This window comes from Candidatus Leptofilum sp. (assembly GCF_965223525.1).
Lineage (GTDB): Bacteria > Chloroflexota > Anaerolineae > Promineifilales > Promineifilaceae > Leptofilum.
This window is the reverse complement of record NZ_OZ245005.1, coordinates 1,354,035-1,366,544: the sequence shown is the minus strand read 5'-3', so window position 1 is coordinate 1,366,544 and position 12,510 is coordinate 1,354,035. Positions and strand designations below refer to the sequence as shown.

Sequence of the window (12,510 nt, the reverse complement as noted above, 5' to 3'; positions counted from 1 at the left end):
GGATTGATTCTTTACGAATATCCAGCTTGGCAGCCAAATATTTTGACTTGTGGAATTATCTACACGAATTGTTGATTGCATCAAAATTGTCTCGGAAATATGCTGCCAAAAATTATAAAACAGGGGGGGTGAATGGTCAAACAAGCAATAGTTTAGCGATTAAAGATACGTATGACGATATTGAGCAGCACAGTACCCAAAATGCTCACCAGAATCATGGTGGCTAGGGGAAAGTAGATGCGGTAATTCTCGCCCTCGATTTCAAAGTCGCCAGGCAGGTTGCCCAGCCACGGGAAAGTTTTAGCAGCGATGAGCACCAAAATGCCAGCCAAGGCAATGGTGCCACCAATAATCAAGAGCAAACGGCCGAATTCCACCATACCTATTCATCATCCTCATCTGGTTCACTGGACGGGGCAAACAGGCTAGGCTGGTTGGGCTTGGCAGGAACGTGGTGCTGCGGTAGCGGCACGTCCAGATGGGCATAGGCGTGCGGGGTGGCTATGCGCCCGCGCGCCGTGCGCTCTAAAAAGCCCAACTGCAGCAAATACGGCTCCACCACATCCATAATCGTATCTGACTCTTCACTGATGGAAGCACCGATGGTGTCCAAACCCACCGGTCCGCCACCAAACTTTTCGATGATGGCACGCAGCACGCGGCGATCCAGATCGTCCAGGCCAAGATTGTCAATTTCTAGCAGATCGAGGGCGGCAACGGCCGTTTCCTCCGTAATTTCCCCCGTAGCCCGCACCTCGGCATAATCGCGCACGCGACGCAGTAGCCGTAGCGCCACACGAGGCGTCCCTCGTGATCGGAGGGCAATCTCCGTTGCGCCTGCTGCCTCGATGGGCACCCGCAAAATACCTGCGCCCCGCGTCACAATCGTCTCGATTGCTGCCTGCTCGTAAAAATCCATGCGGTAAAGCGCGCCAAATCTGGCCCGCAGCGGCGCAGTTAGCAACGCCAGCCGCGTTGTGGCCCCGATGACAGTAAATTTGGGCAGCTTCAGCCGCACATTTTTGGCACCTGGCCCCTTGCCCACCACAATATCTAGCACAAAATCTTCCATCGCCGGGTACAAAATCTCTTCCACAGCGCGACCCAATCGGTGAACTTCATCAATAAACAAAATGTCACCGGCACGCATATTGGTGAGAATGGCAGCCAAATCACCAGTTCGCTCGATGGCTGGCCCAGCCGTGATGCGAATATTGACATTCATTTCGTTAGCCACGACGTGTGCTAGCGTCGTTTTGCCCAGCCCAGGTGGGCCGTGAAACAGAACGTGATCTAGCGATTCTTGCCGCGCTTTTGCCGCTTCAATCAGAATCGTCAGATTGGCTTTGAGCCGCTCTTGTCCCGTGAAATCATCTAACTGTTGGGGGCGCATGAGGCCAGCGAGACGGCCGTCTTCACGCTTCTTGCCTGGGGAAATTGTTCTTTTGCTTGATGCGTTATCGTTCATAAATCGTCGGTTGCCAACAAACTGTATGCGTGGGATTATACGATAACTGAGGATGAAATGAAATGTTGTTGGGGGTTCGTGGTTGGTGGCTTGTGGTTTGCATGCGCTACGAGCATCTAGCAACCAGCCACTAGCCACTTTTATGAAGGAGAAGAGGAATGGTTTTTGAGTCAAAACATCCGCTGGTCAAGCACAAACTAACGCTGATGCGTCACCTTGCCACCAAGCCAAAAAAGTTCCGCGAACTGATTCGGGAAGTGGCCATGCTGCTCTGCTACGAAGCCACGGCCGATCTGAAAACCAGCGATATTGAAGTAGAGACACCGATGGGTACGGCCGCAGGGCAAGATTTAAGCGAAAAGATCGGCCTCATTCCCATTTTGCGGGCTGGGCTGGGCATGGTGGATGGCATCTGGGAGATGATGCCCGGTGCCGAGGTGTGGCACATTGGCCTTTACCGGGATGAAGAAACGCTCCAGCCAGTTTCTTACTACAACAAGCTGCCCACCTTCCCCACCGTGCAGGTGTGCCTGGTGCTAGACCCGATGTTGGCTACCGGTGGCTCTGCTATTGCCACAGTAGATATTTTGAAAAAGTGGGGAGCACAGCGAATCAAGTTTGTGGGCTTGCTGGCCACGCCAGAAGGCATTGCCGCCCTGCAAGAAGCACATCCAGACGTACCCATCCACATTGCCCAGATTGATTCTCATCTTAACGACATTGGCTTCATCGTCCCCGGTTTGGGTGACGCGGGCGATCGCCAGTTTGGCACAGGGTAATATCAGTAATCCGTGATCGGTTGTCAGTTATCAGTAATCGGTGGCTGAAAAAGATTTACCGATTACCGAAAATCATGACCAAATGATCTTCTTATTAATTTTCGGAGTGGGGTTGGTAACGGCCGTTCTCACCACCCCACCCATCCGCAAATTAGCCCATAGTTGGGGGATTGTGGCCACGCCGGGGGGACGCCGCCAGCACAGCGGCATGATCGCCAAGCTAGGCGGTGTGCCCATCATGCTGGGTTTTCTGGTGGGGATTGTTCTAATTTATTTGCTGGTTCCCCCCGAGGCTGGCTCCAACGATGCGCTGAGGCTGCGTGGCGTGGTGCTGGGCAGTCTGGTTATTTTTGGGGGCGCGTTCCTGGACGATCGCCTGGATTTACCTCCCCGCTGGCAATTTGCTTTCCAAATTGTGGCCGCCGTCATCGCCATGAGCCACATCATCTTCATCGAGCGGTTTACCAATCCGCTGCCCACCGCTGATTTTTGGCAGGGCAGTCTGGTGTCACTCTTTTTTCGGATGGATGATGTTGACCCGAATATTGTAGTGATACGGCCGTTTCTCGTCACCATCGTCTCGCTATTTTGGGTCGTGGGGATGATTAACGCCGTAAACTTTCTGGATGGGCTGGACGGATTGGCCGGAGGCGTAGGCACGATTGCCGCGCTCCTGTTTGCTTTACATAGCTACCAACTTACTGGGCTAAGCCCCGTCACGCTCTTTCCTCTGGCTCTAGCTGGCGCGCTGGTTGGCTTCTTAATCTTCAACTTTGCCCCCGCCTCCATTTTTTTAGGCACTACAGGTGCCTGGCTGCTCGGCTACAATTTGTCCACGCTCTCCATTTTAGCGCCTGCCAAGCTGTCTACTGCGCTGTTGGTAATGGCTGTCCCCATTTTAGACGTGGCCTGGCTGATTGTGGCCCGTCTACGTCGGGGGAGGCATCCGTTTCAGGGAGACCGACGGCACTTACATTTTCGCCTTTTGGATGGTGGCTTGCCGGTACGGAGCATTGTGCTGGGGTATTATGCAACGGCCGTTGCCTTTGGCTTGGTGGCTATTTTTGTACCAAGTCGTTTGCTTAAAATTGGTCTATGGTTGCTGCTGGCAACGGCCGTACTCATTCTGCTGGCCTGGCTCACAAACCGGACAAAACGGCCGTTGCCAGCACTGAATGCAGAAGAGTAAACTATAAACAACTTTACAGACAGTCCGGCGAGGGAATTACACTGTAACAGAATTTGTCAGGTACACTCTGTATAGTTCCAAAGTACTAAAGTACTGGAAGCGGAAGTAATTGAAGGTAAGTAAAGTAAAGGAAGTAAGAATGAAAAAAAATCGCGCATCAAAATTCAACTCCCAGTTCGCACAAATGAACCCAACAAACCAAACACTATCGCGTCAAATTGAAAAGCTACGGGTGGTGCTTCGCCGCACAAAAGCCAGTAGCCAAACCAATTCGCTAGAACTGCTGATTAGCCAAAAGCTAGAAGCGGCCAAATAAGCAACATCTCCAAACAGAAATTAAAAGCCTGGCAAATTGCTAGGCTTTTTTTGATCCCAGCACAAATCATTTGTAGCCGCGGATTCTTTCCGCGCCTCCAGAACACAGTAAGAAACTGCGGCTACTTATTGGAAACACGTTGGGTATTTCGTTCTATCTAAGGGCCACGGCTCGCTGTACCAAGCTAGATAATCTGGGATGTGTGTTTGCCAATAGGCTTCCTCATGGCGGCCTTCGTTGAGAACCCAGGTGTGTGGAATTGGAGGAACGGCCGTTTCCATATCCAAATGGAGCTGCCGAATGTTGTTGATTACGTAATCGTCTGCGCCAATGTCAAAATAGATACGCAAATCGCCCAAATTTTGGCTGAGACCCGTGTATTGCGGATTGACGGCTGGCCAGGCGTACTGGTCTAGCAGGGCTGCACTGTGTCCCCCTGCGCTGGCAAACAGGTCTGGAAAGCGAAAGGCAATCTCCAACGCCCAGTAGCCACCACGAGACAAACCACCAATCGCTCGCCCAGACGGATCGCCCCAGGCACAGTAAGTTTGCTCGATGTATGGAATTAAATCATTCATAATCACGCTTTCATAAGAGCCTGGGCCTCCGGAACTGTTATTGGCAATCCAGCCGCCATCTGGCAACACAATGAGCAAGGGCGGCCACTGTTTCGCCAAAATGCCCGTTTCGGCCACCTCATCCACGCCCAAGTCGTCCCAGATAGCATCCGTGTGGTTGTTGCCGCCAAGCAAGTAGAGGGTGGGATAGGTACGGCCGTCTAGCCCGTAGCAAGGTGGCAAATAAATGCGGTAGTTCATCTGCCCAGCCGTAACGCTGGGGTAGCTGCCAATTTCCATGCGGCCGGGGACGGCACATGGGGTTGGCGTCGGTGTGGATGGTGATGGCACGGCCGTAGGTGGCGGCAGTGTAGGCAAAGCTGTGGGGGTAGCAGTGCTGGTAGGCGACGGTTTTGGGGTGTAGGGCACCGTCGGCGCGGGATTCGCTGGGGGTACGGCCGAAGCACACGCAGTCAGGCACACAATCAGCAAAAAAAGACCGATAGTGAGCCTGGAAGGGAGCATACGGCCGTTACCAAGGATATTCACGTGGCGGAAAGTCGAGCAATTTTTTGTAGGCTCCCTGCCACAAAGACGCTTTGCGCGTCATCGTTTTAATTTGGATGCTACTGAAATTTGGGTACAAGTCGGCCATCAGCTCTGGCACCAAGTCCCAGGCATCATTGCGAATTACATCTTCTAGATTGGCGGCAATTTCGGCCGTCCATTTCCAGTCACGCATAAATCGCTCCGCCTTCATCCAGTAATCTCGCTTCTCCCAGGCTTGGGCCGATTTCTCTACGCCGTCGGCAATTTGCCAGAGCAGCAGGGTGATCATGGCGGCCATATCCTTTGCTTCGGCATCCATTTGCGGCTTTTGCATGAGCTGGCGCAGCATCTCGGCAATGCTACGCATGTGGCGGTTACGAATTTTTGTGGGGCTGTCTACGTGAACTATTCGACTCATAATGTTTCCTGTGTGCAAGTTAGGTTGATTCTTCGGTTTGGCAGGCGATATCTACATCGCGGTAGAGCAGGAACCAGTTGGCAAAGGTTTGGTAGCGGTCGCGCGGTTCGTAAATAGGGCCAACTTCGGCCTGGTTTACTTCGCTGCTGAGGGCGTAGGTGTACACATGCTGGTACAGCGTCACAGCGGGCACCTGGTCAGCGTAAATACTGAGGAAGGTGTTGTAAGACGGCCGTCGTTCACCCATCCCCCACACCTGCCGCCCGGCTTCCAATGCCTCGCTGGCTCGGCGATTGTTCCAGCCACCATAGTTTTGTCCGCGAATAATTGCTTCCTGGCTCCAAAAATCGTACAGATCGGGGTCAATGGACGGGGTGATGTCTACTAGAGCTACATCAAAATCACGCGCCGCCAGCTTCTGACGCAATTCAGTGACGGAAACGGCCGTTTCCACCACAACTTCCACACCTAAAACTGCCCACTGTGCCGCTACCTCTTGCGCCATTTGCTGGTGTACGGCCGTATCCAAAGCCAACAGCCGCAGCCTGAACGTTTCACCATCTGCCTGACGAATGACGCTGCCTTCTGGCAATGTCCAGCCCGCACTGTTTAATAGCGCATCGGCATTGGCCGTGTTTACCCCCGCTTCGGCAAAGATGGCCTGATTATTGGCCCAGGAATCGGGCAAATAGGGGCCAGTTAGCGGCACACCCTGGCCATTTAGGGCACGGTCAATTAGCTGGTTCCGATTGATTGCTGCCGCCAAACCTTGTCGCACTTCCGCCAGTTGCAGCGGAGCAAAGCCAGTTTCGCTCTGGTTGAAGATGAGCTGGGTGTAGCGGGGGGCAACGGTGGTGAAGAGGCGGGCGTGGGAAACGGCCGTTACCTGCGGCAGCAGCGCATCAGACACCGAATTGATCGCCTGAATATCCCCATTGGCAAAAGCAGTGAGCAAACTTTCCTCGTCTGGGTAAAAACGGAACTCTAGCACGGGGATTTGGGTTCCCTCGCGCCAGTCCAGCGGGTTGGGCGTCAGGCGCAGGCTGCGGGTGGTCGCCCAATCTTGCGCGGGAGCCACCTGCCATGGGCCGCTGCCCACTGGCTGCTGGTTAAAGCTGTGCGTCGCCAGCTCAGCGGGTGGCACATTCTGCAACAGGTGAGCAGGTACGATTCCCCGCGTGGCCGCTTCCAGAAATGGTGAATACGGCTCTGCCAGCACAAATTCAATCGCGCGCTCATCAATGACGTTGATGGCAACGGTCTGCCACAGCGCTTTGATAGCTGCTGCTGCCGGAAAGGCATCATTTTGCAACAGGCCGTAGCTAAAAGCGACGTCGACCGTGGTGATGGGTTGCCCATCGTGCCAAAGAAGGTCGTTACGGAGGATGAATTGGAGGGTACGGCCGTCTTCACTCACCGTCCAGCTTTCTGCCAAGGCAGGAATGAAGCGCCCGGCATGATCGTACTGAACCAGGCCATCAAACAGTAAGCTTGTCAATTCCCGATCAACTGGAAAGCCATCGCTCAACAGTGGATTAAGTCGCTGCGGCGCACCCACCATCCCCTCAGCAAACACCCCTCCTGCCGACGGAACGCGCGTGGTACACAGCCCCGCCGATTGCACTTGAAAGGAAAGAATGGCCAAAATGAGGCCAAATCCTACCAAAGCCAGTAACAGTTGCCAGCGCAAATGAAGCTTCATAAACAATAAAACGTGAAGCGCAAGCCTAAAGTGGCCGACGGTTCACGTTTTTTGGTAAAAAGTAATTGGACAATTGCGTAATTGGGCATTTACAAATTGCCTAATTACACAATGACATTTATGTAGCTTGACCCCAAGCTAAAAATGCAAAAACAGTACAAACAAAGAAAGCAATCGCACAGGCAATTGTCACCTTGTGCATGGTAGCCTCTACACCACGACGCGTGCGGAAGCTGCCACTGGTGTCGCCGCTACCGCCTAAAAAGCCACCGAGGTCCGATCCTTTGGTTTGAATTAAAACAAGAGCTGTCAAAGCAATCGCCAGAATGATCTCAGCAATCCCAAAGTAGAGTGCAAATCGTTGCAATTCCATTTAATTTTCCTCTATGTTGAGTTTCAGGTGGCTTGTGCCACCTGCTTCATCTTCCAAAAACCAAGCGAGGATTATATCAGTCAGACGAGGGTGCGTCGAATTTGAGACGCCTGTTTAATACTCAAATCCCCTTATCTAACAAAATACTTATTCCTAAAATGGTGGAGGTTCGGGGCCAGTCCTTTCACGACCAATTAGATAGCCAGAATGAACGCCAATAGCTTCACCGGTACGAGCCCGTCGGCGTTTTATTTCATCGGCTGTTACCGTGATGAGTTCGGCATTGTGTTGAGAAGCAGCAAAAAGATTTTCGGTCAATGTACGGCCGTACTCGTTTGTTTGATCTAGTTTATACACTTCAATATATCGAAACTGATAAAAATCTTCCTTGCTTGATACCCGCTGAATACCACCTTGTGCTCGACGCACAAGAGAGAGGGGCAACGCTTGAATTGATTCTGCCAAATCCTCCAACCCGATTTCTTTAAGCTCTTCAATGAGTTCTCGCGTCACAGACTCCACTTCCCGATCTTTATACGAGCGAAACCATCGCATAAATTTGACAAAATGACGGCCGGGCAACCGACCACGTAAATCATCACTTAAATCACTTTGTCCAGAATATCTTTGAAACTCAAATTTTTCTTCAAGCTGGGCAGATGGATAATATTTGATAACACCGCCCAACGGCCCAAACCATTCAGGTCTTCGCCGCATCCTGACTAATAAATATCGATCATTTTCATCACGCAAATACAGGACAGTTGCCAACGAAATTCGAAGGAGTTTGTTACGAAAAAATGTTTGGCAAAGTAAATATGGCAAGAAAAACTCTCGAAGCTGCCATAATGCAATGAGGATTGCGGCAATTATACTGGACAAAATACCAATGATTAAGCTGGACAAAATATTAATGATTGAGTTGCTCGTCATTCAAAACTCCCTGCTGCCAAGCGCGTCCGGTTATCTTGCAAATTCTGCCAGAAATTACCTTATCCGTCCAACTGGATGAACAAATGGCTAATTTCTGCTGATTACGCTGCTAGTGGGCTTTTCAGTAGCGCAAAGTTGAGTATGATTTGCTTCACGCAATCAAACCAAAATGGGTAGCAGAACGGATGAATGAATCAGATCAGCCTATCATGATCAAAGCCCAAAATTTAACCAAGCGGTTTGGGACGGTTACGGCCGTTTCCAACCTCACCTTCTCTTGCAAAGCGGGGGAGATTGTGGGGCTGCTGGGGCCAAACGGCGCGGGCAAAACAACCACCATGCGCCTGCTCACGGGCTATCTGCCACCCAGTGCCGGGGGGGCAGCCATCGCTGGACATCATACTATCAAAGAGAGTTTGCAGGCGCGGCGAAAGCTGGGCTACCTGCCAGAAACCGTGCCGCTCTACCCAGAAATGACCGTTGAAGATTATCTGCACTTTGTGGGCAAGGTACGACGGCTGGATGACGTGTGGGAGCGTGTGGATGACATCTTGGAAGCGGTTGGCTTGCTGGAACGAGCAGGGAGCGTCATTGGCAGGCTGTCCAAGGGAATGCGGCAGCGAGTGGGGTTGGCGCAGGCGTTGCTGCACGACCCAGACGTGCTTATTTTGGACGAGCCAACGATTGGCCTTGACCCCGCCCAAATTGTGGAGATTCGCCAGCTTATTGCCAACGCGGGCCGCCAGCGCACGGTGCTGCTGAGTACCCACATTCTGGCAGAAGTGGAGCAAATTTGTAGCCGGGTGATTTTGTTGATGAACGGCCGTATCTACGCCGACCTGCCCATGAACCAAATAAAACAGGGCAACACCCAACTTGCGCTAGAACTCGCGCATCCAACCGAGCAAACGCAAAATATTTTGCAAGATATTGTGGGCGTTACGGCCGTTTCCTCCAACAGCCCCAACCAATTCTTACTTACCTTCGATGGGCAGGATAAAACGCGGCAGACGGTGGCAGAAACGGCCGTTTCCCACGGCTGGGGCTTGCTAGAACTCAAAACCAGGCAGCTCAGCCTGGAAACCCTCTTCCTGCAAAAACTCCAGGAAGCCCAAACCACTGCCTCTGAGGTGGCCAATGCTGCATAACGCCTGGCAGGTAGCTCGGCGCGAGCTGGACGCGATTTTTGTGCAGCCAATGGCATACATTTTTGGCGTGGTGCTGCTGGCACTGACGGGCTACATCTTTTCCTCAGAACTGTTCATCCATGCAACTCAGCCCGGTGCGCTGCCGCTAGACGTGCAGAGCGTACTTGGTCTATTCACCTTCCTCTACCTGTTTGCCATGCCCGCCCTCACCATGCGCTTGCTATCCGAAGAACAGCGCAGCGGCACACTAGAACTGCTGCTCACCCTGCCCTTGCGGGACGGTGAAGTGGTGCTTGGTAAATTCCTGGCAGGCTTCCTTTTTTACCTGCTCACCGCTGCCCTAACGCTTATCTTCCCACTCATCCTCTTTATTTTTGGCAATCCAGACCCCGGCCCCATTTGGACGGCATACCTGGGCGTCCTGTTCTTCGGCGCGGCGCTACTGAGTATTGGCCTATTGGCTTCGGCTCTGTCAGAAAACCAGATTGTGGCCTTCATTGTGGCGCTGGGCATCACGCTACTGCTTTACCTCTTACTCATTCCGGCACAGTCGTTTGCCTTGGGGGAGACGGCCGTCACCCTCCTCAACGAACTTGCACTGATCAACCATCAAGACAATTTTTCTCGCGGTGTGCTGCTGGTAAAGGATGTGATTTATTTTGTGGCGGTGACGGCCGTTTTCCTCCTAACAACCACCCTCATCCTCAAAGGCAAACGGGGACGGCTTACGGCTGGGGACTGGTGGCAATTGGTGGGGGCGACGGCCGTCTTCACCCTGCTCTATGTTATCGCCCACCAAAACCCCAACTGGCGGTACGACGCCACCGCCAACAACGCCTTCACCCCCCTGCCAGAAACGGTTGAATTACTGCAACGGCTTAACGAACCGATTCATGTCCTTGGCTTTTACACCTCCGAAACCGCCTTTCAGCGTAGCGAAGCTGAAACCTCCCTGCAAACGATGCAGGCGTACACTGACCAACTCAGCTACGAATTTGTTGATCCCAACGAAAATCCACTGCTGGCCGAACAGTACGATCTCACCTTTGCCGGAACGCTGGTGTTCACCCGCAGCGACGGCAGCTTTGCCAAAGCCTCTACCCTCACCGACCGGGATTTGCACACCGCGCTGGTGCGAACGCTTAACCCGACTGTCAAGACCGCCTACTTTTTGACGGGACACGGCCAGCGGGATTGGCAAGATTTTGGGGCAGAGGGGATGGGAACGGCCGTAACCCTCCTACAAGAATCTGGTTTCACCGTCCAATCGCTTAATCTTTTTGTCGAAGGAGAAGTTCCGGCCGATGCCAGCGCGGTTTTCCTGATTGACCAGCAAGCACCCCTGGCCGCTGCAGAACTTGAGGCACTGACCCGCTACGTAGACGGGGGCGGTGCGTTCTTCCTCGCCCGCGACGCGCTAGACACCGAAGGGCGCATTGCTGCCGAAAACGATGGTTTGCTGGCCTGGCTGCAAGCAAGCTGGGGCATCACCCTCCGCAACGACCTCATCATTGACGCATCGCTAGCCCAGGCGGGGCAAACCATTGGCCTCACGTTTGTGGGGGCGCAATATGGCAACAGCCCCATCACCCAAGATTTAGAACAGTTTGGCACCATTTTTAACGTGGCGCGTTCGATTGAAGCAGAAATTCCGGCGGGGGTTACGGCCGTCCATCTCATCACCACCAGCAACCTGGCTTGGGGCGAAACCAACTTCGAGCAGATGATTGCGGCTGGCGAAGTAGCTCCAGACGAAGCAGACGCCACAGGCAGCCTCACCGTCGCCCTCAGTGCGCTCAACACCACTAACGGCGCGCGCCTCGTCGTCTTCGGCGATACCGATTTCCTTAGCAACAGCTTCATCCAGCAAGGCGGCAACAGCTTCCTTTTTGAAAATGCCGCCAACTGGCTGGTAGATGATGTGGTTTCAATACAGCTTTCCGCCCGCGAGACGATTCCCCGCCAGGTAACAATCACGCAAAGCCAGCTAACCCTGCTGCAACTCGTCAGCATCTTCCTGATGCCAGGTCTGCTTGCGTTGGTTGGTGTGTGGGTTTGGTACACACGCCAGGGCGGGTGAACGGGTGAAGAGGTGATGTAAATGGGAAAGTCAGTTGTAGCATACATTGTTTCGCAGGCATTGGGCATTGGTGCAACGATTCGGGAGCGGACGCCGCTGAGTTTTCAAAGCAACCAACTGTTTGATGTGTGGCAAAACGGCCGTCACTACATCGCCAAGCATTACCTCAAAACAGACGAACTCTCGGAAGCTCCACGCAGAGAGTTTGAGGCACTACAACTTCTGTCGCCGCTCGATGTCGCCCCGCAGCCCGTTTTCTACGACCCTGCCCTCGGTCCTGTCGTCGTTTATGAATTTTTAGCAGGGGAAATGTGGGATCGTATGCCGCCTACGGCCGTCCAACTCCAACAACTGGCTGATTTGTGGCTCACCCTCAACGAGGTACCAACTGATGGCCTCTGGCTGTCGCGGGGGATGGAGCGCACCATGCAAGACGTGTCGGCCATGTTCAACAACTATCTCAAAAATTACGAAGCATGGGCCGCTGGGAACTACTCGCCAGGGTTGGAAAGCGTCCCACATTGCCAAGCCTTGCTAGCGCGGCTACCTAAAATACTGTCTGAATTCTCCCAACTACCAGACCCGCCACTGCTCTTTTGCCGCTCTGATCCGCGCTTTGCCAATGTGATACAACGCCCGGACGGCCGTCTGGCTCTGGTGGATTGGGAAGATTGTGGCTTGCGCGACCCAGCCCGCGACGTGGCCGATTTGCTAACGCACCCCAACCAGGAAGATTTGTTAACGGATGAAGAATGGGATGCTTTTTTACGGCCGTATACGGCCGCGCGTTTACAAACTGATCCTTATTTCAATGAGCGCATTCAATATTACTTGCTGCTTTTTCCACTTTTTTGGCTGTTAGGTTTGCTCAACGCTGGTGTTAGCTATGCCGAAGCAGGCCATTCTGTGCACAACTGGCAACCAAACCGCATTCCGACTAATATTCAACTGTAGCGATACTTGGCACGCGCCCAGGCATGGCCAGCCCAACCAACTGA

At 53.1% G+C, this 12,510-nt stretch carries 13 protein-coding genes; 6 read left to right on the top strand and 7 right to left on the bottom strand.

Annotated features, from left to right (window positions below):
- Nucleotides 1–152: 152 nt before the first annotated feature.
- Complete coding sequence (locus tag ACOQPM_RS23040; protein WP_420630739.1) at nt 153–380, bottom strand: DUF2905 domain-containing protein; 228 nt, start codon at nt 378–380, stop codon at nt 153–155.
- 2 nt (nt 381–382) lie between these two features.
- Entirely contained in the window at nt 383–1,468 is a 1,086-nt protein-coding gene (gene ruvB, locus ACOQPM_RS23035) for a Holliday junction branch migration DNA helicase RuvB (RefSeq protein ID WP_420630738.1), read from the bottom strand.
- Nucleotides 1,469–1,626: 158 nt separating this feature from the next.
- Here ruvB and upp point away from each other — a divergent pair, with 158 nt between their 5' ends.
- From upp to ACOQPM_RS23020, 3 genes are all read left to right on the top strand, one after another.
- Nucleotides 1,627–2,247 carry a uracil phosphoribosyltransferase gene (upp, locus tag ACOQPM_RS23030; RefSeq protein ID WP_420630737.1) on the top strand — a complete coding sequence of 207 codons (621 nt, stop codon included), beginning with the start codon at nt 1,627–1,629 and terminating at the stop codon, nt 2,245–2,247.
- Nucleotides 2,248–2,287: 40 nt separating this feature from the next.
- Nucleotides 2,288–3,436: a glycosyltransferase family 4 protein gene (locus ACOQPM_RS23025; RefSeq protein WP_420630736.1), complete on the top strand. Its 1,149-nt coding sequence runs from the start codon at nt 2,288–2,290 to the stop codon at nt 3,434–3,436.
- A 139-nt stretch (nt 3,437–3,575) separates the two neighbouring features.
- On the top strand, nt 3,576–3,752 hold the full coding sequence (locus ACOQPM_RS23020; protein WP_420630735.1) for a hypothetical protein: 177 nt from the start codon (nt 3,576–3,578) through the stop codon (nt 3,750–3,752).
- 125 nt (nt 3,753–3,877) lie between these two features.
- On the opposite strand, the gene ACOQPM_RS23015 is transcribed toward ACOQPM_RS23020, so the two are convergent.
- From ACOQPM_RS23015 to ACOQPM_RS22995, 5 genes are all read right to left on the bottom strand, one after another.
- On the bottom strand, nt 3,878–4,858 hold the full coding sequence (locus tag ACOQPM_RS23015) for an alpha/beta hydrolase (RefSeq protein ID WP_420630734.1): 981 nt from the start codon (nt 4,856–4,858) through the stop codon (nt 3,878–3,880).
- Nucleotides 4,842–5,276, bottom strand: a complete 435-nt coding sequence (locus tag ACOQPM_RS23010; protein WP_420630733.1) for a hypothetical protein — start codon at nt 5,274–5,276, stop codon at nt 4,842–4,844. The genes ACOQPM_RS23015 and ACOQPM_RS23010 overlap by 17 nt, the downstream gene beginning before the upstream one ends.
- Nucleotides 5,277–5,295: 19 nt before the next feature.
- Complete coding sequence (locus tag ACOQPM_RS23005; RefSeq protein WP_420630732.1) at nt 5,296–6,978, bottom strand: peptide ABC transporter substrate-binding protein; 1,683 nt, start codon at nt 6,976–6,978, stop codon at nt 5,296–5,298.
- A 118-nt stretch (nt 6,979–7,096) separates the two neighbouring features.
- Nucleotides 7,097–7,351: a preprotein translocase subunit SecG gene (secG, locus tag ACOQPM_RS23000; protein WP_420630731.1), complete on the bottom strand. Its 255-nt coding sequence runs from the start codon at nt 7,349–7,351 to the stop codon at nt 7,097–7,099.
- A 153-nt stretch (nt 7,352–7,504) separates the two neighbouring features.
- Nucleotides 7,505–8,284: a hypothetical protein gene (locus ACOQPM_RS22995; protein WP_420630730.1), complete on the bottom strand. Its 780-nt coding sequence runs from the start codon at nt 8,282–8,284 to the stop codon at nt 7,505–7,507.
- 185 nt (nt 8,285–8,469) lie between these two features.
- Between ACOQPM_RS22995 and ACOQPM_RS22990 the strand changes: the two genes are divergently transcribed.
- The 3 genes from ACOQPM_RS22990 to ACOQPM_RS22980 are packed head-to-tail and all read left to right on the top strand — an operon-like array spanning nt 8,470 to nt 12,466.
- A complete protein-coding gene (locus ACOQPM_RS22990) occupies nt 8,470–9,432 on the top strand; it encodes an ABC transporter ATP-binding protein (protein ID WP_420630729.1) in 963 nt (320 codons plus the stop codon).
- Complete coding sequence (locus ACOQPM_RS22985) at nt 9,422–11,512, top strand: Gldg family protein (RefSeq protein WP_420630728.1); 2,091 nt, start codon at nt 9,422–9,424, stop codon at nt 11,510–11,512. The genes ACOQPM_RS22990 and ACOQPM_RS22985 overlap by 11 nt, the downstream gene beginning before the upstream one ends.
- Before the next feature lie 21 nt (nt 11,513–11,533).
- Nucleotides 11,534–12,466 carry an aminoglycoside phosphotransferase family protein gene (locus tag ACOQPM_RS22980; RefSeq protein ID WP_420630727.1) on the top strand — a complete coding sequence of 311 codons (933 nt, stop codon included), beginning with the start codon at nt 11,534–11,536 and terminating at the stop codon, nt 12,464–12,466.
- The last annotated feature ends 44 nt before the right edge of the window (nt 12,467–12,510 follow it).

What these genes read in the sequence shown, in the direction of transcription:
- ACOQPM_RS23010 (WP_420630733.1), bottom strand. Translation starts at nt 5,276, where the DNA reads ATGAGTCGAATAGTTCACGTAGACAGCCCCACAAAAATTCGTAACCGC.
- secG (WP_420630731.1), bottom strand. Translation starts at nt 7,351, where the DNA reads ATGGAATTGCAACGATTTGCACTCTACTTTGGGATTGCTGAGATCATT.
- ACOQPM_RS22995 (WP_420630730.1), bottom strand. Translation starts at nt 8,284, where the DNA reads ATGACGAGCAACTCAATCATTAATATTTTGTCCAGCTTAATCATTGGT.
- ACOQPM_RS23040 (WP_420630739.1), bottom strand. Translation starts at nt 380, where the DNA reads ATGGTGGAATTCGGCCGTTTGCTCTTGATTATTGGTGGCACCATTGCC.
- ACOQPM_RS22990 (WP_420630729.1), top strand. Translation starts at nt 8,470, where the DNA reads ATGAATGAATCAGATCAGCCTATCATGATCAAAGCCCAAAATTTAACC.
- ruvB (WP_420630738.1), bottom strand. Translation starts at nt 1,468, where the DNA reads ATGAACGATAACGCATCAAGCAAAAGAACAATTTCCCCAGGCAAGAAG.
- upp (WP_420630737.1), top strand. Translation starts at nt 1,627, where the DNA reads ATGGTTTTTGAGTCAAAACATCCGCTGGTCAAGCACAAACTAACGCTG.
- ACOQPM_RS22980 (WP_420630727.1), top strand. Translation starts at nt 11,534, where the DNA reads ATGGGAAAGTCAGTTGTAGCATACATTGTTTCGCAGGCATTGGGCATT.
- ACOQPM_RS23005 (WP_420630732.1), bottom strand. Translation starts at nt 6,978, where the DNA reads ATGAAGCTTCATTTGCGCTGGCAACTGTTACTGGCTTTGGTAGGATTT.
- ACOQPM_RS22985 (WP_420630728.1), top strand. Translation starts at nt 9,422, where the DNA reads ATGCTGCATAACGCCTGGCAGGTAGCTCGGCGCGAGCTGGACGCGATT.
- ACOQPM_RS23020 (WP_420630735.1), top strand. Translation starts at nt 3,576, where the DNA reads ATGAAAAAAAATCGCGCATCAAAATTCAACTCCCAGTTCGCACAAATG.